The sequence below is a fragment of the Dickeya sp. CFBP 2040 genome, assembly GCF_012273755.1.
GTDB classification, from domain to species: domain Bacteria; phylum Pseudomonadota; class Gammaproteobacteria; order Enterobacterales; family Enterobacteriaceae; genus Dickeya; species Dickeya poaceiphila.
The window spans coordinates 1-24,307 of sequence record NZ_JAAVXH010000022.1; the positions used below are offsets into that span (position 1 = coordinate 1).

The 24,307-nt window shown below is 56.0% G+C and carries 15 protein-coding genes; 3 read left to right on the forward strand and 12 right to left on the reverse strand.

Features of this window, described 5'->3' with window-relative positions; translation table 11 throughout:
- The first annotated feature begins 549 nt into the window (after positions 1-549).
- Complete coding sequence (locus Dpoa2040_RS02975) at positions 550-1,797, forward strand: glycosyltransferase (protein ID WP_168640240.1); 1,248 nt, start codon at positions 550-552, stop codon at positions 1,795-1,797.
- A 220-nt stretch (positions 1,798-2,017) separates the two neighbouring features.
- Positions 2,018-3,781, forward strand: a complete 1,764-nt coding sequence (gene ggt, locus Dpoa2040_RS02980; RefSeq protein ID WP_168640241.1) for a gamma-glutamyltransferase — start codon at positions 2,018-2,020, stop codon at positions 3,779-3,781.
- On the opposite strand, the gene Dpoa2040_RS02985 is transcribed toward ggt, so the two are convergent.
- Positions 3,775-5,373 carry a methyl-accepting chemotaxis protein gene (locus Dpoa2040_RS02985; protein ID WP_210423799.1) on the reverse strand — a complete coding sequence of 533 codons (1,599 nt, stop codon included), beginning with the start codon at positions 5,371-5,373 and terminating at the stop codon, positions 3,775-3,777. The two genes, ggt and Dpoa2040_RS02985, sit on opposite strands and share 7 nt — an antisense overlap.
- A gap of 1,107 nt (positions 5,374-6,480) precedes the next feature.
- Here Dpoa2040_RS02985 and Dpoa2040_RS02995 point away from each other — a divergent pair.
- A complete protein-coding gene (locus tag Dpoa2040_RS02995) occupies positions 6,481-7,026 on the forward strand; it encodes an NADPH-dependent FMN reductase (RefSeq protein ID WP_168640243.1) in 546 nt (181 codons plus the stop codon).
- A gap of 45 nt (positions 7,027-7,071) precedes the next feature.
- Here the strand turns inward: Dpoa2040_RS02995 and cobA are convergent, their stop codons facing one another.
- The 11 genes from cobA to fdhE form a co-directional block, all read right to left on the reverse strand.
- Entirely contained in the window at positions 7,072-7,902 is an 831-nt protein-coding gene (gene cobA, locus Dpoa2040_RS03000) for a uroporphyrinogen-III C-methyltransferase (protein WP_168640244.1), read from the reverse strand.
- Between the two features lie 27 nt (positions 7,903-7,929).
- Positions 7,930-10,578, reverse strand: a complete 2,649-nt coding sequence (locus Dpoa2040_RS03005; RefSeq protein ID WP_168640245.1) for a nitrate reductase — start codon at positions 10,576-10,578, stop codon at positions 7,930-7,932.
- Positions 10,575-14,738 (reverse strand): nitrite reductase large subunit NirB, encoded by a 4,164-nt coding sequence (gene nirB / locus Dpoa2040_RS03010; protein WP_168640246.1) that lies wholly within the window; start codon positions 14,736-14,738, stop codon positions 10,575-10,577. The genes Dpoa2040_RS03005 and nirB overlap by 4 nt, the downstream gene beginning before the upstream one ends.
- A gap of 12 nt (positions 14,739-14,750) precedes the next feature.
- Positions 14,751-15,545 carry an ABC transporter ATP-binding protein gene (locus Dpoa2040_RS03015; RefSeq protein ID WP_168640247.1) on the reverse strand — a complete coding sequence of 265 codons (795 nt, stop codon included), beginning with the start codon at positions 15,543-15,545 and terminating at the stop codon, positions 14,751-14,753.
- A gap of 10 nt (positions 15,546-15,555) precedes the next feature.
- On the reverse strand, positions 15,556-16,485 hold the full coding sequence (ntrB, locus tag Dpoa2040_RS03020) for a nitrate ABC transporter permease (protein WP_042871689.1): 930 nt from the start codon (positions 16,483-16,485) through the stop codon (positions 15,556-15,558).
- Between the two features lie 12 nt (positions 16,486-16,497).
- Entirely contained in the window at positions 16,498-17,781 is a 1,284-nt protein-coding gene (locus tag Dpoa2040_RS03025) for a CmpA/NrtA family ABC transporter substrate-binding protein (protein ID WP_168640248.1), read from the reverse strand.
- 478 nt (positions 17,782-18,259) lie between these two features.
- Complete coding sequence (locus tag Dpoa2040_RS03030; protein ID WP_168640249.1) at positions 18,260-19,555, reverse strand: nitrate regulatory protein; 1,296 nt, start codon at positions 19,553-19,555, stop codon at positions 18,260-18,262.
- 252 nt (positions 19,556-19,807) lie between these two features.
- The gene (locus tag Dpoa2040_RS03035) at positions 19,808-21,322 is read right to left on the reverse strand and encodes a glucosyltransferase domain-containing protein (RefSeq protein ID WP_168640250.1); all 1,515 of its coding nucleotides are present in this window, start codon (positions 21,320-21,322) and stop codon (positions 19,808-19,810) included.
- Positions 21,323-21,362: 40 nt separating this feature from the next.
- Positions 21,363-22,325: a glycosyltransferase family 2 protein gene (locus Dpoa2040_RS03040; protein WP_168640251.1), complete on the reverse strand. Its 963-nt coding sequence runs from the start codon at positions 22,323-22,325 to the stop codon at positions 21,363-21,365.
- Positions 22,322-22,696 carry a GtrA family protein gene (locus tag Dpoa2040_RS03045; protein WP_246867231.1) on the reverse strand — a complete coding sequence of 125 codons (375 nt, stop codon included), beginning with the start codon at positions 22,694-22,696 and terminating at the stop codon, positions 22,322-22,324. The genes Dpoa2040_RS03040 and Dpoa2040_RS03045 overlap by 4 nt, the downstream gene beginning before the upstream one ends.
- A gap of 448 nt (positions 22,697-23,144) precedes the next feature.
- Positions 23,145-24,071, reverse strand: coding sequence for a formate dehydrogenase accessory protein FdhE (gene fdhE, locus Dpoa2040_RS03050; RefSeq protein WP_042871697.1), 927 nt, complete (start codon positions 24,069-24,071; stop codon positions 23,145-23,147).
- Positions 24,072-24,307: the final 236 nt, after the last annotated feature.

Genomic DNA, 24,307 nt, shown 5'->3' on the forward strand with positions numbered 1-24,307 from the left:
AATAGTTATTCGGTTAGATTACCCCCCAGTTCTTTATTTCACATAATAAAATCAACATAGTAATTTATTTATGTTACTTCTTATCCAGCTAATTTATTTTCATATAAAAATAACTATCAACACTAAATAGCCATTAAATTCACCTTACAAATAAGGCCTGTACAGTCACACATCGCCTCACCTATACTTGCGCAATAACTCTATGAATCAACATATATACCCGTCATACTTCACATTGCAGATGCGTTGGCTTTGTTACTCGGCCCATCTCTGGGCCTCGCCCTACGGGCCGCTGCAGCAGCGTTCAACTTTGCTCCCGGCAGCGCTTGGGGATTCGCTGCGTCGCCGCCTGCCTGCAACTTGAATTATTTAGGGTATATATGTTGTCGGACCTCTATTATAATCAAATGGAAAAAAATAACGGTGGTGCCCCGTTAAAAACATCTACCCACTTCACTATTAATTACCGTAATAAACATTAATTATCGTATTACATCATAATTCAAGGACGAGATCGCACCGGTAAATGCTGGTGACAAGGAGGGAATCATGAGGATATTTTTATCCACGCTTGGCTCTGCCGGAGATGTTTATCCATTCATCATAATAGGTGAGGCATTGAGAAATGCCGGACTGGATGTTTATCTTTGTACCAACCCTTATTTTGAACAAACGGCAAGAGAAAGAGGACTTCATTTTATTCCTGTCGGCAAAAGCGAGGACTATTTACGCGCTGTTAATTCACAACGTTTGTGGCATCAAAAATCCGCCTTCCATGAAATGGTCAATTACATGAATGCGCAGCAACAGCCGGCTTATGAAGCGCTGGAGCCGTGGGTAGATCGCTCGTCAATCATTCTTACTTCGTTGTGGTCTTTTTCTGCAAAAATGTTCAGCGAAACCAAGGGATGTTGTGTTATCCCAGTACGAGTCACACCATCAACGTTTATCTCTAGTTATGATCCTCCCTATCATCAGCAACTGGTATGGGGGCGTCGATTACCGATACGCCTGCGTCGCCTGTTTTTGTATCTCGCCGAAAAATATCTGATTGATCGCACACTCGCGCCTTTTATCAATAAATTCAGGAGCCAGTTGCAATTACCGCGTATCGACCGCGTGCTGACGTCATGGGCACATTGCACAGATGCAACGTTGCTGTGCCTGTTTCCGGAATGGTTTGCCTCACCATTGCCAGACTGGCCGGCTCACATCCGTCAGGTGAGTTTTCCGCTTTTTAATTTATTGGATAACCAACAAGATGCCGATTTGGCTCAGTTTATCGCTCGTGCGCCTACGGTGATTTTTATGCCCAGTTGGGCGTTAAGTAGCAAACGGGATCTGGTCGTTTCACTGGTGAAAAAAACCCGTCAACGCGGCTATCAGTGTTTGATAGTCGGTCAGCCACAACATGATCTGGCGGGCGACAGCGGGATTCGTATCGAGCGCCATATCAATTTGAGTCAATACCTGCATCAGTGCGCAGCTATTATCCATCACGGCGGTATTGGTACGATGGCGCAATCTTTCGCAGCCGGTATTCCTCAATTGGTCATTCCCAGCGCGTTTGATCAATTTGATAATGCGCGTCGGGTTACCGCCATGAAGTGTGGTACATGGCTAAATGACAGAGACATCGACAAACTAGAGGATAAATTGCATCAACTTCTGGATGACCCCAATATTGCGGAAAATTGTCGGCGCATCAGGAAGCAGTGCCTTCCTGAACAAGCGGTGAGCGAGCAAATCGTCACCGTGGTGCGTGACGCCTACGCACGACATAACGCCCATGGCTAGACATGATCAGCGCTAAAAAGCGAGGGGGCACCCACATTCCTGATGATTTTCCGGGCATGACATGCCGCCGCAGCTACACTGATCATGCCATTGCGTTCAGGATAAAAACTCAACACTAAAATAGTGTTCACAATAAAAATGGCACGCAGAATGCATTTAATGCAAACACAACCCATGCAGTCCACCACAACACCAATAAACCAATCAGGGGGGGAGTTCTATGAGATCGGGAAAATGGCTGCTGCCGTTAAGTCTGACTGCATTATTGGTCAGCGGTGTAGTCCACGCAGTTTCCATACCAGCAGTGGAAGCCAAACACGGTATGGTGGTCACCTCACAACATCTGGCCTCACAGGTCGGTGTCGATATTCTAAAAATGGGGGGCAATGCGATTGATGCTGCAGTAGCAGTCGGTTACGCACAGGCAGTGGTCAATCCGTGCTGCGGCAACATCGGTGGTGGCGGGTTTATGACCATTCATCTGGCAAATGGTCAGGATACCTTCATCAACTTTCGGGAAACTGCGCCCGCCGCGGCTTCCGCTACGATGTATCTGGATGCTGAGGGCAAAGTCAAAAAAGACGCCAGCTTGTATGGCTATCTGGCTGCAGGCGTTCCCGGCACAGTACTGGGGCTGGAGACCGCGCGCGAAAAATACGGCAAGCTGACCCGCGCCCAGGTGATGGCCCCGGCCATCAAGCTGGCGCGAGAAGGCTTTGTGTTAACCCGCGGCGACACCGACATCCTCGACACGACCATCAAACGATTTAAGCAAGACCCGGAATCAGCACGCATCTTCCTGCGCCCTGACGGCTCGGCGTTACAACCGGGCGACCGGCTGGTGCAGACCGATCTGGCCCATACGTTACAGGCTATATCGGATAAAGGCCCGGATGCGTTCTACCACGGTAACATTCCCCAGATAATCGAGACTGCATCTAAAAAAGGCGGCGGTATTCTGACTGTAGCGGACTTCGCCAGTTATCGGGTAACTGAAACCAAACCCATTACCTGCAGCTATCGTGGTTATCAGTTCATCTCGTCGCCTCCGCCCAGTTCCGGCGGAATTACCCTGTGTGAAACGCTGAACATTCTCGAAGGTTACGACCTGAAAAGCATGGGATTCAACTCAGCGCAGGCCATACATGTAATGACTGAAGCCATGCGCCATGCTTACATGGATCGCAACACCTATCTGGGCGACCCGGCATTTGTTAAAAACCCCACCGACCGGTTGCTGAGCAAAGACTATGCCGCCGAGATCCGCAAGAAAATCGACAACACCAACGCCACACCGTCCGAACAGGTCCAACCCGGTATAGAACCGCATGAAAAACCGGAAACGACCCACTACTCAATTGTCGATAACCAGGGTAACGCCGTTTCTACCACCTATACGGTGAATGGCCGTTTCGGCGCGGTAGTGATAGCTCCCGGCACCGGTTTCTTTCTGAACGACGAGATGGATGATTTCACCGTCAAAGTCGGCGAAAAGAACTTGTACGGTCTGGTTCAAGGGGAACGTAACTCAATTGCGCCGGGCAAACGTCCGCTCTCATCCATGAGCCCGTCACTGGTGACCAAAAACGGCAAGATCTTTCTGGTCATCGGTTCGCCGGGAGGGTCACGTATCATCAGCATTACGCTGCAAAGCGCGCTGAATATTCTTGATTTCAGTATGTTGCCGCAAGAAGCAGTGGACGCGCCACGCATCCACCATCAATGGTTGCCAGACGAGGTGTACTATGAGCAGCGCGGCCTGTCTGCCGACACCCTCAATCTGCTGAAAGAACGCGGTTATAAGATGGTGGAGCAGACGCCCTGGGGCGCCACCGAGCTTATCATGGTTGGCTTAGCCGGCGAGGAAGGCGTTATCCCCGCCAACTCCGGCAACGACTCGGCAGTGTCCGGCAAGGTGCGCGAAGGGTATCTGTACGGCGCCAACGATTCGCGTCGTCCGGCTGGCGCCGCCATCGGTTACTGATAATCCGGCAACAGGTTGTGTTCGGCAACACGGGTGCTCGGCTGTATGCCGGGCGCCCGTGCCGATAGTTGGAATACCCCGACCGCTTGAACCAGCTCTTCCGCCTGACTACTCAAACTGCTTGCCGCCGCCGCCATCTCTTCGACCAGCGCCGCGTTTTGTTGGGTAGTACGCTCCATACTCACCACGGCTTCACCCACCTGCGATACCCCACTACTCTGTTCGTGGCTGGCAGAGCTGATCTCCCCCATGATATCGGTCACACGACGGATGCTATTAACCACTTCCAGCATGGTGTGGCCCGCGTTATCCGCCAGTGTACTGCCGCTTTCGATCCGCTCCACGCTGGTGGAAATCAGCGCTTTGATTTCACGGGCCGACTCCGCACTACGCTGCGCCAGCGCCCGTACCTCACCGGCGACTACCGAGAATCCACGCCCTTGTTCACCGGCACGTGCGGCTTCCACTGCGGCGTTCAATGCCAGAATATTGGTTTGAAAAGCGATGCCGTCGATAACACCAATAATATCGGCGATACGCTGGGCACTGTCATTGATTTCCCGCATGGTGTCCACCACCTGAGTCACCACGCTCCCCCCCTGCTCGGCCACCTGACTGGCGGTCTGAGCCAACAGGTTAGCCTGTCTGGCGTTATCCGCGTTTTGCTTCACCGTTGCAGAGAGTTGTTCCATGGAGGCCGCCGTTTGTTCCAGCGCACTGGCCTGAGATTCGGTGCGTGCGGATAAGTCATGGTTGCCGAGTGCGATTTCACCACTGGCGACTTTCACCGACTCAGAGCCATGTCGCACCTGCATTACAATGCGCCCCAGACTATCCTGCATATGCGACAACGTATTCAGCACGGTAGCAATCTCATCACGCCCACTGGCATTGATAGGATAGGTCAAATCACCATTCGCCACGGCTTCAGCCGCTGCCTGCGCTTGCGCCAGACTACGGACAATACCGCGCACCATCATCCAGCCAAATACCACTGCACCGATAATTCCCGACAACACGGCTATGATCGCCAGCGCTTTCAACCACTGATAACGCTGTACCGAACTGGTGTATTCGTCTTTAGCAACGTCAACCTGTAACATCACCAGTTGGGTGAGTTGGGCGTGCGCTTGCTTTTCCTGTGGACTGACTTTCTCGTCATAAAGGCGTATTGCCTGTTCCATTTGCCCACTCCGGATCGCTGTATCGGTCGGTTGTATCCCTTCACGTTGATAGCGCTGCAAGTATTCGGCAAACTGATCTGCCAGACGGGTTTCCTCCGGCGTCAGATAAGTCGAACGGTATTCGTTCCAGACCTGATCAATCCGGGTGGTATTCTGGTTTAACTCTTCAATACGTTGTTGTTTATTTGACGCATTTGGCAACAACAGCATATCCATGATCAATATCCGGTTACGCTGCAGCAGCCATTCCATTTTTTCCAGTTGGGCCAGCGCCACCGTACGGTCTTCATACACCGTCTTAAGCGACTGATTGGCCTTTTCTGCGGTAAACATGCCAATAGCACCCATAATCAGAATGCCCAGCGACAGCATCCCGGTGAAACTCCATAATCGTGTCGAAATCTTCATTGCTACCACCCCCTGAATTGTGAGGTATCGTTTGTTGTTATGTTGTGATCGAAAATATCGCCATCCCCCACTTATCCATGTCGGGTGGCCTCTTTCTACGTTATCTGCCGAAAACAGAGCGTGAATTATATATAAAATATTTTTATAACATAAGGTTACCATCCCATCAGCTTATCGAACAAAATAGAATGAAATGTCGTTTTAAAAGAGAAATTACATAGCAGGAACTGTCTTTAATCGCAGAAAACGTTACTTCCGTGATTACAGGCAGCTATTTATAAAATAACGTAGGGAATTATTTTTTTATCGCGTTTGCTGATTAAAAAGAAAGGTTTATGATTCAATCAATCCTATCTGCCTCACCTGTACGGAGAAAGGAACTCATGTCTCAAATGCTGTTACTGCCCTCGCCGCTGCGCGCAGGTGATACTATTGGCTTTTTCTCGCCGTCCTCGCCCGCGACGGGCAACCGCTGCCGATGCTGGCTGATTTTGACTGCTGCCACACCCACCCGATGCTGACTCTGCCGCTCGGCGTGCCTATACGTGTGAATTTTGACGCAGGACAGGTGTCGCTACTTGCGCCCTGGCTTCATCAGCCTTGATCTGTCGATAAACCCGCGGTGAAACTGGCCAGAAAATCCGTCAGCCATTCCGCCGACGCACCAGAGCGGTGTACCAGATAATACGCCGCGCCGGTTTGCACCGTCTCGGTAAAAGGCCTCACCAGCCGCTGGCGGCGGAGGTCTTCCGCTACCAGCACACTCGGCTATCGCAATACCGAAGCCGAATCGCCGCGCTGATCGCCAAATCCATGGTGTCGAACTGCTGATTACGGCGCATCACCTGCTCACTGATACCGTGTGTTTTCAACCACAACTTCCAGTCTCGCTTATAGTTGAACTAATGTATTTCCACTAACGTTTGATACCGAATCTGCTGTAAATCAAAAGTACGCAGCGATAACCCAGTGATAATCCTTCAGTCAGGCTAATGGCATTTTCCCCTCCACGCTCTATGCTATGACGAGTCAGGGAAAAACGCAGACGCAGTGGGCGCCGACGTTATCCTGGTGATTTTCTTTCTCATACCAATAAGGACAAACACCATGAATCACATCAAACTGTTAGGTATCTCAGGCAGCCTGCGTAAAGCCTCTGCCAACCGGGGATTGTTGCGTGCCGCGCAGTCGGTACTGCCCGCTTATGCCACACTGGACATTGCCGACCTGCTGGACGTACCGTTTTATAACGCCGATTTGACCGAAGTGCCGGAATCGGTGCAACGCATCGCCCGTCAGGCCAGCGAGGCGGATGGCTTTGTGTTCGCCTGCACCGAATATAACTATTCAATAGCACCGGCGCTGAAAAATATTCTGGACTGGTTATCCCGCCTGCCGGATGCCACCATTCTGAGCGGTAAACCGGCGGCGCTGATGGGAGCCGCTGGCGGCATGGGCAGCTCGCGGGCGCAGTACCATTTGCGCCAGGTTTGCATCTATCTGAATCTTCATCCGCTGAACAAGCCGGAAGTCTTCGCCAACGCCTTTGCCGGCGGTTTTGACGATCAGGGCAACCTGAACGATGACAAAATTACCGTTCTGATTGCCGATCAAATGAGTGCGCTTGTCGATGAGATTGGGCTAAGAAAATAATTCATCCCTTTATCAGGCTGCCGCCTGCCATCAGGCGGCAGTCGATCACGCCGCTACCGTCCCCACCTTCCTCATCGCCTCGGCGGCAACCGTCAACGCTGGATAGCGACAGAAACGCACCACCTCCCCCACTACCAGCAAGCTGGGCGACTGCGGCTGATAACGCGCCATTAGCGTGGGCAAGGTAGCCAGCGTAGCTGTCAGCAAACGCTGTTCCGGCTGGGTGCCGCGCTCAATAATCGCTAACGGCGTATCGGCAGGCAGGCCATGAGCGATCAATTTCTGGCACAGGCGGCTGGCATGACTCAGCCCCATATAGAACACCAGCGTTTGCTGGCCTGCGCCAAGCGTTTCCCAGTCCAGTTGCGGCTCACCGTCACGGGCATGACCGGTAATAAACCGCACCGACTGAGCACAATCCCGGTGCGTTAACGGCAACCCCACTGCCGCCGCACAACCGGTCGCGGCAGTAATACCCGGCACCACATAACAACGCACGCCCTGCCGATAAAGGTACTCCATCTCCTCGCCGCCACGACCAAACACAAACGGGTCGCCGCCTTTTAAGCGCACGACGCGCTGCCCAGCTTGTGCCAGCTCCATCAACAGTTGATTGATTTGCGGCTGAGGCAACGCATGGTTGCCCTGCTGCTTGCCGACATCGATGCGCAAAGTCTCCGGCTGCACCAACGCCATGATATCGGCGGAAACCAGCCGATCATGCACCACCACATCCGCCTGCTGGATTGCCCGTAATGCCTTGATAGTCAGCAATTCGGCGTCGCCCGGACCGGCCCCCACCAGCCAGACATCGCCAGCCAGCAACGGCTGGCGTTGATGGACACGCGCCATCAGTGTGTTCAGAGCAGGGTTCATGTTGTTACTCCTTAATCCGGGCGCGGCTCAGCCCGCCCGGCGTAATGTGTCTGGCGTCGCATACTGTTGCAGCAACGCCTTCAGTTCCGGTACGCAGGAACCACAGTTAGTCCCGCATTGTAGCTGTTCACCCAGTTGCGCCACGCTGTGGCAACCCTGACGGATAGCGTCGATAATGCGTTGCTCGCCGACCGCAAAGCAGCTACAAATGGTTGCGCCTTGCGGCACGTCGCCCTGCGGCGCACAACCGGCCAGCAGCGCCAGTCGATCCAGTGTCTGCTGCGGTGGCGAGGCAAACGCCGCCAGCACCGCCTCACGCGCCAGTTGCGGACGATGCGCGCCCACATAGAGCGCCACCGCCACCTGTTCTTCCCGCCAGCCAATCGCGTGAAACAGCCGGTCATCTCCTTGCGCCTGCTGAAATTCAACACCGTGCAGGTCATATTGCCGGGTCAGCCAGTCGAGCCAGTGTTCTGGCGTGCGCTCGTCGGCGATCACGTAATGCGATACGCCGTCAGCCGTAATCTGACTCCAGTAGCCGCTGTCTGGTGCTGCCACGTCACCGCGCACAAACAGCTCGCCGAACCAGACGGCGGGCCAGCGCTGGACACGCACCCGCGCCTGTTTACTTTCCGGTTGGCCGGAGTAAGGGTCGGTCACCGCTGCCACCAGACTATCGACACGCGCCTGTGCACTGAATTGCCGGTTCCAGTGCATGGGAACAAAAATACTGCCACGCTGCTGGCCGCGCTGGACTTGCGCCCGCACCAGCATCCAGCCTGATTCCGCACTGATGCGAACCAGTTCGCCATCGTGCACACCGGCATGTAGTGCATCCTGCGGATGCAGGTCGCAATAGGGTTCCGACAGATGCTGCATCAGGCGCGCCGCCTTGCCGGTGCGGGTCATGGTGTGCCACTGATCACGTATCCGCCCGGTGTTGAGCACCAGTGGATACGCCGGGGACGGTGGGTTGACCGGCAATTGCGGGGTGATTGCCAGTAACCGCGCCTTACCGTCCGGATGCCAGCAACAGCCATCGGTATATAACCGTGCGGTACCGCCATCGGCCTGCGTGGTCACCGGCCACTGCACTGGGGCAAGTTGCTGCCATTGCTCATCGCTGAGCGTCGCCAGCGCGCTGATGTTGAAGGCACGCTGTCCCTGATTTTCAAATCCGGACAAGGCAGCATGTTCGCGGAAAATTTGCGCCGGGTGGCAGTAATCAAACGCCTCGCCAAACCCCATACGCGTTGCCACCTGCGATAAAATCCACCAGTCTGCCTTCGCCTCGCCCGGTGCTGGCAAAAACGCACGTTGACGGGAAATACGCCGTTCGGAATTAGTCACCGTGCCGTCCTTTTCTCCCCACGCCAATGCCGGCAGCAGGATATCGGCGCATTCGGTGGTATCGGTATGGCGCATCACATCAGAGACAATCACCAGTGGGCAGCGCAACAACGCCTGCCGCACCCGGTCTGCTTCCGGCATCGATACCACCGGGTTGGTGCCCATAATCCACACCGCTTTAACCTGCCCGGCTTCAATCGCACGGAACAGATCCACCGCCATCAGCCCCGGTGCCGACGCCACCCGCTCGCTGCCCCAGAAGCGGCCAACCCGCGCCACCTCCTGTGGGCTGAACCCCATGTGCGCCGCCAGTTGGTTCGCCAGCCCGCCCACTTCACGGCCCCCCATCGCATTCGGCTGACCGGTAATCGAAAACGGTCCGCACCCTGCCCGGCCAATACGACCGCTGAACAGATGTACATTGATAATCGCGTTGCATTTGTCGCTGCCGGAAGCAGACTGGTTGATGCCTTGCGAATAGAGCGTGACTACCTTATCGCTCTCGCTGAACCACCGATAGAAACAGGCGATGTCCTCTGGCTCCAACTGGCAGAACGCCGCCACCTGATCCACCGTCCAGTCATCGGCAGCTGCCAACGCCGCTTCCACACCGCAAAGCGCGTCAGGTGGCGGCGCGGATTGCTGCGCCAGCCAGCGCAGCAATCCGTTGAACAACCCGGCATCGCTACCCGGTGCCAGCGGCAGGTGTAAGTCCGCCGCATCGCAGGTGGCGGTATGGCGCGGGTCCACCACCACAACTCTCATATGTGGACGCTGTTGTTTCGCCTGCATCAACCGTTGATACACCACCGGGTGCGCCCAGGAAGTATTGGAGCCGACCAACACCACCAGATCCGCCTGTTCGATGTCCTCGTAGTTACCCGGCACCGCATCGGCCCCCAGCGCCCGCTTGTAGCCAATGACTGCCGAGGCCATGCACAGCCGGGAATTGGTGTCCATGTTGGCGCTGCCGATAAAGCCTTTCATCAGCTTGTTGGCGACGTAATAATCTTCGGTCAGCAGTTGCCCTGAACCATAAAACGCCACCGCCTGTGGACCGTGCTGTGCAATGGTATCGCCGAGCGACTGCGCAACCCGGTCCAGCGCCTGCTCCCAACTGACGCGCTGCCCGTCAACCAGCGGCCACAACAGCCGCCCTTGTAGACTCAGTGTGTCGCCGAGCGCCGCGCCTTTGACGCACAACCGCCCCCGATTGGCCGGGTGCTGGCGATCACCGTCAATGGTCACCCTCCCGTCTGGCTGCACAGTGGCAATCACCCCACAGCCTACGCCACAGTAAGGACAGGTGGTGCGGCAGCCGGTCATAACGCCTCCGCCACAGTGGCCGACACCACGGTCATCGGCTCAGTAGCCACCCAGATTCGATCCTGAACGATGCGCACCGGCCAGACGCGTACGCGCAGTTGACTGTCATCCGGACTGACGCCATCACGCAAGCGCAGGCGTTTTTTGTATAACGGCGAAATCACCACCGGCTCGCCCGCCACGTCGCCGACAATACCGCGCGACAGCACATTAGCGCCGCTGCCCGGCTCCAGATTATCGAGCGCGAACACGCGTGCCGCCTGCCCCGGTTGCGACGCCGGGAGATGGAACAACGCCACCTGCCGATGCCCGATTCGCGCCGCCATCCCCGCATTCGCCGGGATATCGCTGAGGAAACCGACGCACTGCCAGTCTTCTGTATCAGTCGCATCGGATACCGTCGTCGGTTTTTTCTCATCAGGACGCGCCGGTCGAGGCTGACCGCGTTCCGGCACCATCACCACCGCTTCATCCGGGGTGTCGCTGTTGAGGAAGGCGCGGAACAGCGCCCGGTTTTCGTCATGCGCCAGCGTGGTTTGCCATTCACACTGGTAACTGTCGATCACATGGCGCATCTCATTTTCCAGCTCGGCGGCCAGTCCCAGACTGTCGTCGATCACCACCTGACGCAGGTAGTCAACCCCGCCGTCCAGATTATCCAGCCACACACTGGTGCGCTGGAGCCGGTCTGCGGTACGGATGTAAAACATCAGCAGGCGGTCGATAAACCGGAACAGGGTATCGGTGTCCAGATCGCTGGCGAACAAGTCGGCATGACGCGGTTTCATACCGCCGTTGCCGCACACATACAGGTTCCACCCCTTGTCGGTGGCGATCACACCGATGTCTTTACCCTGCGCTTCGGCGCACTCACGAGTGCAACCGGACACCGCCATCTTGAGCTTGTGCGGCGAGCGCAACCCTTTGTAACGGTGCTCCAGTGCAATCGCCAGCCCGGTGGAATCCTGCACGCCATAGCGGCACCAGGTGGAACCGACGCAAGATTTCACCGTACGCAACGACTTGCCGTAGGCATGGCCGGTTTCAAAACCAGCATCGATCAACTCCTGCCAGATAGCAGGCAGTTGTTCCAACCGCGCGCCGAACAAATCGACGCGTTGGCCGCCAGTGATTTTGGTGTACAGGTGGTAGCGTTCCGCCACCTGACCAATGGCGATCAAGCCTTTAGGAGTGATTTCGCCACCGGGGATACGCGGCACCACCGAGTAGGTACCGTCTTTTTGGATGTTGGCCAGAAAGCGGTCATTGGTATCCTGCAACGGCACGTGTTCCGGTTTCAGTACATAGTCGTTCCAGCAGGATGCCAGCATCGACCCCACCAATGGCTTACAAATTTCACACCCTAAGCCATGACCATGACGGGCGATCAACTCGCCGAAACTGCGGATGCGGTTAACGCGGATCAGGTGGTACAGCTCCTGACGCGAATAAGCGAAATGCTCACAGATGTCTTTTTTTACCTCGATGCCCGACTGCTGCAACCGGTATTCCATCACCTGCTTGAGTAACGGCACACAACCGCCACACCCCGTCCCGGCCTTGGTGCAGGCTTTGAGCGACGCCAGATCGGTGCAGCCGTTGTCTACCGCCGCGAAAATGTCCGCTTTACTGACGTTGTGGCAGGAACAGATCTGCGCGCTATCCGGCAATGCCGCCACACCCAGCCCTTTCGGTGCAGCACCGTCCAGCGCAGGCAGAATCAGGCTTTCCGGGTGAGCGGGTAAGGTCATGTCGTTGAGTTTCATTTGCAACAGCGTGCTGTAATCACTGCTGTCGCCAACCAGTACCGCTCCCAGCAGCCGCTTGCCGTCCGCCGAGACAATGATTTTTTTGTAAACCTGATTCGGTTCATCGTTCCACTGATAACTCTGGCTGCCTTCGGTGTTGCCGTGCGCATCACCGATTGAAGCCACATCCACCCCTAGCAGCTTGAGCTTGGTGCTCATGTCAGCACCGGTAAAAGACTGTTGCTGCTGTTCCTGCTGCACCGACTGGGCCAGCCGTGCAGCGACGGTGCGCGCCATTTGGTAGCCCGGCGCCACCAGTCCGAAAATCTGCCCTTGCCATACCGCACACTCGCCGATGGCGAAGATAGCGTCATCCGAGGTCTGGCAATGATCGTCAATCACGATGCCGCCACGCGTGCCTATCTCCAGCCCGGCCTCACTCGCCAGCCGAACGCGTGGGCGAATACCGGCGGAAAACAGCACCAGATCGGTTTCCAGCGACGTGCCATCGGCAAAATTCATGCGGTGACGCGCCTGCTCGCCTGCCGTAATGGCGAGCGTTTCTTTGCTGGTGTGCACATGCAGGCCCAACGCTTCAATTTTGCGCCGGAGCAACTGGGCACCGCCATCATCCAGTTGCACCGCCATCAGCCGGGGCGCGAACTCCACCACATGGGTTTCCAGCCCCAGTTGGCGCAGTGCGTTAGCCGCTTCCAGCCCCAGCAGGCCGCCGCCGACCACCACGCCGCTGCGCGATTCGCGTGCCTGGGCGGCAATCTCATCCAGATTATCCAACGTGCGATAAACCAGACAGCCGGGGCGATCATTGCCTTTGATTGGCGGTACAAACGCATAGGAGCCGGTTGCCAGCACCAGCCGATCATAAGGCGTTTCCTGACCATTCGCGTCGCGCACACAGCGGCGCTGGCGATCAATCGCCGTCACCTGATAGCCGGTACGCAGTTCAATACCGGTCTGCTCGAAAAAGCCTTCACTGACCATCGACAGCGATTCGGCGCTGCGCCCGGCGAAATACTCAGACAGATGTACCCGGTCATAGGCCGGGTAGCGCTCCTCGCCGAACACCACCACGTGATACTGCTGGTGCAGGCCGCGCTCCACCAGTTGCTCCAGAAAGTGGTGACCGACCATGCCGTGTCCCACTACCACCAATACGGGTTTACTCATGACAGGAATCCTTACGGCTTCAGGCCGACTGTCTATTTCAGGAAAAGAAAGACCAAATAAAAGCGATGACGGTGCCGATGGCAGCCTGGTCTCCATGGCCGCCAGCAGTTGCGGACTGTCGTTGACATGACCGAACAGCAGCGCACCGCACAACCGACCATCACGGAATATCAAACGGCGATAATGACCACCGAGCGGATCTGACAGCGAGTGGAGTCGATCCCCCTGTTGCGGGTGCAGTTCCCCTGCACTCACCACATCAATCCCGGTCACTTTCAGGCGCGTGGCGAGTGCTGTCGGCGCGTAATCCGCCACCGGCTGCCCCGCCAGCCTGGCGGCCAGCACATCAGCCTGCGCCAGACAAGGGGCCACCAACCCGACTGTTTCCCCGTTCACTTCAGCACATTCGCCAAACGCGCTGATATGCTCATCCTCGGTACGCAACTGCCCATCCACCAGAATGCCGCGCCGGCACGGCAGGCCGCTGTCGTGAGCCAGCTCGCATACCGGCTGTACGCCGGTCGCTACCACCACCAGACCGGCAGGAAGACGTGTGCCGTCCGCCAGCGCCACCGCCTCGACCCGTCCGCTCCCCTCCAGCGACTGGATTTGCACACCGGTCAGGCAACGGATGCCACGCTCTCGCAACCGGGTAGCCAGTAAATCGCTGGCGACATCGTCAAGCTGGCGCTCCATCAGCCGGGTGTGACGGTGCACTAACGTCACCTCGGCACCGTGCAGGCGCAACGCGGCGGCAGCCTCAATCCCCAATACCCCGCCACCTATCACCACCATCGGCGTCGTTTGCCGTACCGCCGCCCACATCCGCTCGACATCATCCAGCGTGCGAAACCCGGTTACCCCCGGCAGACTGATGCCCGGCAATGGCGGCATAAACGGGCGGGAACCCGTCGCCAGCACCAGGTGGTCATAGGTCAGACGGCGGCGGTTGGTGACCACCTGCCGCGCAGCCCGGTCGATACGCAGGGCTGACTCACCGATCAGGACGGTGACGTCCATCGACTCAGGCACCGGCTCCAGTTGCGTTTCCTCAAACGTTTTCTCGCCCCCCAGCACCGATGAGAGCAGCACGCGGTTATAGCCGGCACGTGGCTCGCGGTCGATAAGGGTGATGCGGTAGCGTTGCGGTGCCAGTTGTCCTAATTTTTTTACCAGCCGGGCGCTGGACAGGCCGTTACCGATAATGACCAGATGCGCGCTCATCACTCTCTCCCGTCAGGCCGCGTGCGGCTGCTTCTCATACAGGAAATGCAGCACCTGCTGGCGGTAGTGGTGGTAACGCGGGTCATCCGCCAGCGCCACACGAGCGCGCGGACGTTCCAGCGCCACCGCCATGATTTCCCCCACCGTGGCAGCCGGGCCGTTGGTCATCATCAGCACCCGGTCGGAAAGCAGCACCGCTTCATCCACGTCATGAGTGATCAGCACGATAGTGGTGTTCAGACGCTGCTGAATTTCCATCACCGCGTCCTGCAAATGGGCACGGGTTAACGCGTCCAGTGCGCCGAACGGCTCATCCATCAGCAGCACCTTGGGTTTCATCGCCAGCGCGCGAGCAATGCCCACCCGCTGTTTCATGCCGCCGGAAATCTCGTTGGGGCGTTTGTTCAGCGCATGACTCATGTGCACCAGTTCCAGATTATGGACAATCCACTCATGCATTTCGGCCTTGCTCATCTGGCCGCGGAACACCTGTTTCACCGCCAGCGCGATGTTGTCGTAAGTGGTCAACCACGGCAGCAGCGAATGGTTTTGGAACACCACCGCCCGTTCCGGCCCCGGTCCGTCGATTTCACGGTTGTCACACAGCAAGCCGCCGCGGGTTGGCAGCGTCAGCCCGGCAATCAGATTGAGCAGCGTTGATTTGCCGCAGCCGGAGTGCCCAATCAGGCTCAGGGTTTCCCCGGTATGAATATCGAAACTCACGTTATTGAGCGCCACAAACGAACCGCTGGCGGTGGAAAACTGCTGGCTAACCTGCTGAATACGGATAATTGGTTGATTGCGCATCGATTTCTCCTTACCGGGTTTCATAGCTGAAACGTCTGGCCAGCAACATCAGCCCTTGCTCAAGTAACAACCCGACCACGCCAATCACCAGAATAGCGATGATGATGTTAGGTACATTGAGGTTGTTCCACTCGTTCCAGATCCAAAAGCCGATGCCGATACCGCCGGTCAGCATTTCCGCCGCCACGATCACCAGCCAGGCGATGCCGATAGACAGCCGAACCCCGGTCAGCACGCTCGGCAGCACCGCAGGCAGCAGGATCTTGCGCATGATGGTGAATTCGGACAGCTTCAGCACCCGCGCCACATTGAGGTAATCCTGCGGAATCTGGCGCACCCCTTCGGCGGTGTTGAGGATCATCGGCCAGATGGAGCAGATGAAAATGGTCCAGCTGGAAGCCGGCTCGGCGCGCTGAAACAGCAGCAGGCCGATGGGCAGCCACGCCAGTGGGCTGACCGGACGCAACAGCGAAATAAGCGGATTGAACATCGCCGCGATAAACCGGAAACGACCAATCAGGAAACCGGCGGGAATACCCACCAGCGCCGCCAGTCCGAAACCGATGCCGACACGCTTGAGCGATGCCAGCACGTTCCAGCCAATGCCCTGATCATTAGGGCCGGCCACGTAAAACGGGTCGGCAAAAATGGTCTGCGCCGCCTGCCAGGTCTGCCACGGCGTCGGGAAACCTTTGCTGCTCAACGCCGCTATCTGCCAGATTGCCAGCAGCAAAACCATGCCGATACCACCCGGCAGCACCCGCGACAGCCAGTAACTCAGACGCTGCCGCCAGACGGGTCGCGGCATCGCCACCATCGGTTCATCAGGCGGCGGCACGGCTGCCGTTTCAGGCAGCGTGATAACAACAGCATCGGCAGCGCTCGCGTTTTCCGGCTCAGCATCCGGCACGATAGAAAGAATCTGGGCTTGCGTTTTCATGGTCGCTCTCCGTTACTTTTTCACGCTGACGCTGAAGCTGTTGGCATAACCGGCAGGATCGCTGCCGTCCCACCGCTTACCGTCAATCAATACGCTGCTGCGCATCTCACCGGACGGCAGCGGCACGTTGCCGACCGCACTGGCCGCCTGTTTGTAGATATCGATGCGGTTGACCTGACGGGCCACCGCCTGATAATCCGGCTGCTGCGTCAGCAGACCCCAGCGTTTGTGTTGGGTGAGGAACCACATGCCATCCGACAGATACGGAAAGTTCACTTCGCCGTCATGGTAGAAGCGCATGGCGTGCGCATCCTGCCAGCGTTTACCGGCGCCGTTGTCGTATTGCCCCAACATACGACCGATAATCGTCTCCTCCTGGGTGTTGACGTAGGCGCGACCGGCGATAACGCGGGCGGTTTCGCGCCGGTTATCGTCTGAGCTGTCTATCCAGCGCGAAGCTTCCAGTACCGCTGCGGTTAAGGCACGAGCGGTGTTGGGATTGGCGTTCACCCAGGCGGCGCTGGTGCCGAGCACTTTCTCCGGATGATCCGCCCAGATCGCCTGCGACGTCACGGCGGTAAACCCAAGGCCATCGGTAATCGCACGTTGGTTCCAGGGTTCGCCGACACAGAAACCGCTCATGTTGCCAATCTTCATGTTCACCACCATCTGTGGTGGGGGGACTACCACGGTGCGCACGTCATCAAACGGGTTGATGCCAGCGGCCCCTAACCAGTAATAAAGCCACATCGCATGAGTACCGGTGGGAAACGTCTGGGCGAAGGTATACGTTCCCGCCGGACTGGCTGATATGAACTTTTTCAGACTGGCTGCATCGTTCACGCCCGCGTCACGCAACGTATTGGACAGGGTGATCGCCTGGCCGTTATTGTTGATGGTCATCAACGCCGCCATATCGTGCTGCGGCCCTGACGCACCGGCCTGCAAGCCGTACAACAACCCATAGAGTACGTGGGCGGCATCCAGTTCGCCGGACACCAGCTTGTCACGTACCGCGGCCCAGCTCGCTTCCTTACTCGGCACAATGGTGATGCCGTATTTCTTGTCAAACCCTTTGACCGACGCCATCACCACCGACGCGCAGTCAGTCAGCGGAATAAAGCCGACACGCACCTCTTTCTTCTCCGGAACGTCCGAACCCGCCGCCCAGGCTCGGCTCATCATTCCCGGCAGCAACATGGCGCCACCCAGCGCGGCACTGCCCACCAGAAACTGGCGACGAGAAAACCCCTGCGTTTGGTTACTGGTTTTGTTATCGGTTGTGGAATCACTCATCAACGACACCTCGGCAACCCGCCATTCCGGCGGCAAAAACAAAAAGGCGTCCATAAGCCATGCGAGAATCGCACGCTTATGGACGCCTTTGCCCAGCGCTTTTCCATACCGCCATTAGCACGGAAAAGTCGCAGTAAATTGTTACCGGAGATGAAGCAAGGGATGTGCCAACCTGCCAGACATTTCTGTCATCTGACAGCCTATTGAGTGAAGCATCTATGCCGCGCCGGATAGCCGACGTGTCCCCATGCGGCTATTTTGCTCGCCAGAGGCACAGCGAATATTGAGCTGGATCAATTCAGCTGGGATATCCGATGGATTGAAAAACCGGTCAGTCGCCCTTGCGGACTTGCGCATTGTGGCGCAATCACTGCTCACGGCTGCACTGTTATCAGGCACATTACGCACATTTTGCGTGCAGTTTATGTGCGTTTTATGTGCACTCGTTATGCACGCCCGGCGCATGTGTTATGGCGGGTTATCGCAAGGGGGCATCCTGAAAAACATCCGCTACCGCCAGCATGGCGGTAGCAATCTCGATGAGCTTTTTGTTCTGGTTCATCGCCATACGTCGCAAGGTTTTGTATGCCTCTTCCTCGCTCAATCCACGATGTTGCATCAGCAACCCTTTGGCCCGGTCAATTTGACGGCGTTCATCCAGCGTCGCCCGCATCGCCGCCAGTTCATGGTCCAATGCCTGCAAGCGTCGCGCCTGCTGCTGCACCAGCGACAACAACGAACGCCCCAGTTGTGGCCGCACACCGTCGCTATTAAGCCAGCCGCCTTGCCCGGCACTGTTCTGTTCCATCTCCGGGCAAGCGATAAACACCGAATAGCTGTGGTCTTCCCCCTGCTGCGCCGCCATCAGGCCGGCGACATCCGCCTGCTGATCAAGACAGGCTTGCTCGGCGGCGGCAATGCGGTCGCGGCACAGCTGCATCAGCGCCTGCGCCAGTCGATCTTCGATCTGCTTCATGGCGTCGATGCGTGCCGTCGCCAGCGCAAACCATTGCAAACCCCCTTCCGGCGGCAAGTTCTCCGGTAACCGGGTACAGGCGACGCGGCGTAACCGCTCAAACTCCCGGTCGGTCACCAGCGATTGCCACCGCTCGCGGCTGACGTCATCGGCAAAATTGGCGAAGGTATCGAAACAACGCTCCTGACGATCAATCAAATCCAGCAATGTTTGCTGAACGTTGACCGGAAACTCACCAGCGGCAAATGCGGCAGCGCCGACCGCTCGCTCCTGCCCGGCCAGTTCCTTGCCTTGCATAAAACTGAACATCGCCACCAATGCACGGGCAATGAACGGCTCTGCCGCGGTATCCGACACTTCAAATACCAGCGTCAACAGATGGCGGATAATGTCATTAAACACCGTCATCATGTCTGACTGCGGTAAGACGCGCTGATGCATCTGCTGACGCATCGACGGCAATAATCCCAGGGTATACACCACACTGGCGGCACGGCTGAACAATCGACTGGCCTGCGGCAGCGACCCGGCACGTTGTGCCAAATCATCCAGTTGCGCCATAAACAACGCCTCGGCCTGTTGCACGTCCTGCTCGCGTTGCGACAATTCATCGGCACACAACCGCCCGTCTGAACACAGGAACAGGTTGGAAGTCCCCCGTTCACGCTGCAACATGTGCACCAGTTGGCTGATGCGCCCCACCAGTTCGCCGCTTTGCAGCAAACCACGCAGGCTGTTCAGCTCACACTGGCGCGATGCCATCAGAAAACGAATTGTCGTTGAAGGGTCCGCTACCATTCTCTCTTCTCTCCACGCAGCATATAATGCAACCATGCCGTCATACCACCATGAAGGGTATTCTCCATGCAAAACCCTTGCCTTATCAGGCTGTACCCAGACAAACCATAGCCTATTTTAGCATAGTGAAGAGGGCTTCCCTGAACGGGTTCAGTTCTCAACAGGCATGGGACGCAGCCTGAAGAGGAAGTAGCCGGGCGATAACACCTAAGCTATTTGCATGATGGTGCAGGCAAAATGAATAGCGGATGATTAGTTGGAACATGGATTGTCCGCAGGCATGATCTGGTTAAATACAATCCATGCATTTTTGCCATCTGTATAGATCGTCCAGAATTTTCGCCTAAGAAGAACCCCTGCATCTTGCGGAGGGGGGACCCGCCCTATTGCAGTGTTACGGATGCCTGACATTTCGAGCTGCTCAGGTAATACCACATATCTTGATTCAAACACGTACCCCAATGCCGGCAGTTGACGTACGGCACAGTTAACAGGAAACAGATTGCTGTATTGGTTTGTCTCGTTGTCGATGTAGATCTTTTCGGCTTGATAAAGGGAGTCATGCTGATTGATATCACCTACAAGCAGGTTAAGAAGCATCGTCTCATTCATTTGCTTCTGGTGCATCACATTCCCGTAGCTGAAGGAAAATGAGAGAACAACCCACAGCGGAAGCACCATAAGCAGGGACAACCTGCGGTCTACGACCTGCAGAGCACGCTGAAAAAACAGTAGCAAAACAACCAGCAGTGGACCTGCTCCCATCAGGATGCGAGCGCCGGCATTGTCTTCATAATCCGCGACTATCAGCCCAATCCCCGGCAGGCTGAGGATAACAGCGGCCAGAGCGAGAACCAACAGCCCTGTTGTCAGCAGTTTGCCGCCACGGCTGCTGGCAACTATCGCCATAACGCCCCCTTGCACCATCCCGACGAGTGAGATGACTGCCAGAGGCAGGAAAATAGCGGCATTCAATGGGGTGATAAAAAAAGCTACCCGACTGTAATAATAGGTAAAACGAAACAGAAGATCCGGGAGACCAAGGAGGACCACGCCGCCGCGGTCGTGCGTTATCATCTGAAAGAAGGTCAAAAAGTACAGGATGCCGCCGAGTAACAGCGAACCGACAAAAAACAGAACCAGGCGGAGAAGGCGCTGAGGTGAACACTGGCAGGACAGTTGATATAACAGATACGCCCCTGCGAGACCGGTAAAAACATGCAGCGAAATCTGATAAATACCGAGAGCGGCGGCCACGCACACGCCAGATGCCAGAAAGTGAAGCCACGTCGCTCGTCTGCTGAAGGTGATAGCCATAATCATAGCGGAAAGACTTATCGTCGCCGTCACGCAGTCGTATTGATAAGACAGAAGCTGGAGGAAAAACGGGTTGTACCACAGCGGTAGCAGCGTGAGGCAATCAATCAAGTTCGGGTCGCGGAACCAGAAGAAAGCCAGACGGGCTAGCGTCAGAGCGATAATCAGCGCCGCACCCAGCAAGGGGAGCGGAAACAGGTTAGGCTCCGCTGCCGTAACCGACAGCAGATTGATTATAAGGTTGGCAACCATCCGCCCTTCGGCCTGCCAGCCGGTACTGGCCTTCAGGGTTCGCCACGTATCGTCGATATAAAGGTAGTTATTAAGCAGCAGTGGCAAAATAAATATAAGCGCTGCAATAACATAAAAAAGGCTAATCTGAGAACGTGATAAAGGACGGTATAAGAAGGCCATACGAGACGCGATTGATGGAGAGATTGAAGCGAACATCGTCTGGTTCCTTTCTGTCATTTTCATGGGTGTGGCGATCTTAAGCCGTGCGGTGGCCCGGCTGACCCGCTTCTCTCCTGCCGCCGGTGACGCTGTCGATGATGTAGCGTGGCCGTCCTTTTGATTCCAGGAAGATCCGCCCCACATATTCGCCAAGTACGCCTATTCCAATCAGCTGCACCCCGCCGAGAAACAACATGACAGTCATTAGCGAGGCGTAACCAGGAACGGCGTTGCCCCAGAAGAGTTTTGATAAGATGACCCAGGCCCCATACCCCAGCGCCCCCCCGGCGATCAACATGCCAATATAGGTCCATACCCGAAGCGGGAAGGTAGAAAACGAAGTAATGCCATCTAGCGCAAGGTTCCACAACCTCCACGCGTTGAACTTTGATGCTCCTGCCGTCCGTGGCGACCGCTGATATTCAACCACGTCAACCCGACCGCCAACCCAGGACATAATCCCCTTCATGAACAGCAGCCGCTCCTGAAGGCTGAGGATCTGCTCCACGCTGCGCCGGGAAAGCAGGCGGAAATCCCCGACATTCTCTTCAATTTTGTCCCGGCTCAATGCGTTGTGGAGTTGATAATAAAGCCGGGCACTGGTTCGTTTCAAAAACGAGTCACTGGTGCGATCAGACCGCCTCGCCAGAACAATATCAGCGCCAGCCTGCCAACGGACAACCAGCTCAGGTATAAGCTCAACGGGGTCCTGCAGATCCACATCGATTGGGATGACAGCATCTCCCTGCGCGTATTCCAGTCCCGCAAACAACGCGGACTCTTTTCCGAAATTGCGGCTGAAATTCACCAACACCACAAGTTCATCCCGCATCTGAAGCGCCTCAATGGTTTTCCGGGAAGCATCCGTACTGCCGTCATTAACGAAGACGATTTCCACAATGCAACATGAATCCAGCGTCTTCAGCCCACGCAAGGCGTGGTAAAAAGGCATAATGCAGCTTTCTTCATTAAATATGGGGACCACTACCGATAACATCATGATGATGGCTCCCTGAAGACAATGCATCGGGCATAAAGATAACCAAAGACTAAACTGACAGCGGAGAACAGAACCAGAGTCAGCAGTGCAGGAAACCGTAAGTGCTGTCCGGCATACCCGGTTAGTCCGGCAAGAATAGCCATAAAACCGACGTACAATCCAAAACGGGCCAAAGATACAGAAGCCCGAAACGTCCAGCGAGCGTTGATGACGTAACTGCAACTGACCGCCACGCAGAATGCAGATAGGTTTGCTACAGCTTGATCTACGGTAAACACGCCCGTCAGTATCAGAAACACGCTCCAGTGAATCAGCGTATTGATTCCGCCTGTGCACAGATAGCGCATAAAGGCGCTGCGGGGCGATAACATTGCGTTGAAACCTCGTTCCACAGATTCAATTCCCAAGCCAAAGAAAGGTTAATAGTTACTTGGTTTTAGAAGCGCTGCCACTTTTTATAGCAAACGTCAACAAAGACTGTAATCAGACTGTTGACAAAGTCCTGACTCATGGGGCGGGACGTTGATCTAATACAATCAGTACCAATATGCGGCTGGTTGATTCTCAGTTCTCGTTAGAATTGGCAGGATGCCGGGGCGATGGTGAGGTGTCCTCAGTTGATGGTATGCGTTTTGTCACGCTTAACACGAATGACGTGTGCGCCCTGGGCATAAACTAAAGCATGACGGATACATCAGAGATTAATGAACGCTGTAAAAACTCTGTGGTATCGATTGGAATCAAAAGAAAGCAATACCACCTCAATAAATAACAACGGCGCTGGTGCCTGAGAACCAACGCCGTTTCAGCAAGCGGGTTCTACTGGCTACTGTCCGGGAACAGGAACGGGTTGATACTGCTGCGGGAAAAGCCTTCCTCTTCCATTTTTACATCCAGCACCAGCGAGGCCAAATCGTCCGCCACCGCTTCCACCCGATGATCCTTCTCCTGATACAGCAACTTCAGATAAGTACCGCAATCGTCGCAGCTTTCCACTTTGATAGCCGCATTCTCATCATCCAGCGACCAGTAGTGCAATTTGCCCGACTGTTCGCAATTGCTGCACTTAACGCGCACCATATGCCATTCGGTTTCACACAGGTTGCAGTGCAGATAACGCAGACCGCTGGTGGTGCCGATCTGCACCACACCGGAAACCGGCATACTGCCGCACACCGGGCAGAATTGGCGATGTTCTCCCTGTTCGGCCTGTGCACGCCCCGGCAGTTGCGTGGCCATCTGCGCCCAGTACAACGACAACGCGGCCCAGACAAACGGGGCTTTATCGTTGTTTTCCGCAGTGAATTGCTGGGCGATCAGCGCGTCTGCCAGCGCATCCCACTGCTGAACCGACATTTTCTCCAGATTTTCCAGCGTGGCAAGCACCTGGCCGCTGGCATTAGCCTTGAGTTCTTCAATCAACGCCTTGAGCAACACATGCCAGTGCGGATCGCGCGCCAGCGTGGCGGCATCCAGCGGCAACCGACCCGCGCTGTGGTGCAACACGTCGGTTAAATCCTTCTCCAGAGGGTGGTCATGGCGCACTTTTTCCTGTGCTTCCACCACCTCGGCGGCAAACAGCAGGTAATCCGCCAGCGGGTGATCCTGCGCCAACTGGTGCAAGCGCTCAGCTCGGCCACGGTACAGACTTTTCAGGTTAGCAAACAGCAAAGGAGGAATGACGCCGATGGTTGAGGTTTTCTCACTGTCGGCCAGTTGCTCCTGCGGCACAATACGAATACTCATCAGGTGATATTTCCTGTTTATCCATGTTGAATAGGCCACGCCCTTATGGCGCCGGTCCCGTTCTGATGCCCTCATGTTAGCAGGTTATTCCCTACAATAAGGAGCGATTTTCCGCACTGTGCTCAGGCGTAGAAAACATCAGCCAAACTGGATGGACACAACCGGCCATCAACCGCACAATTGGGCGGCTGTCCTGTACTGAGCGTATCCAGGCAGCTTCCATTTATTTCGTATGG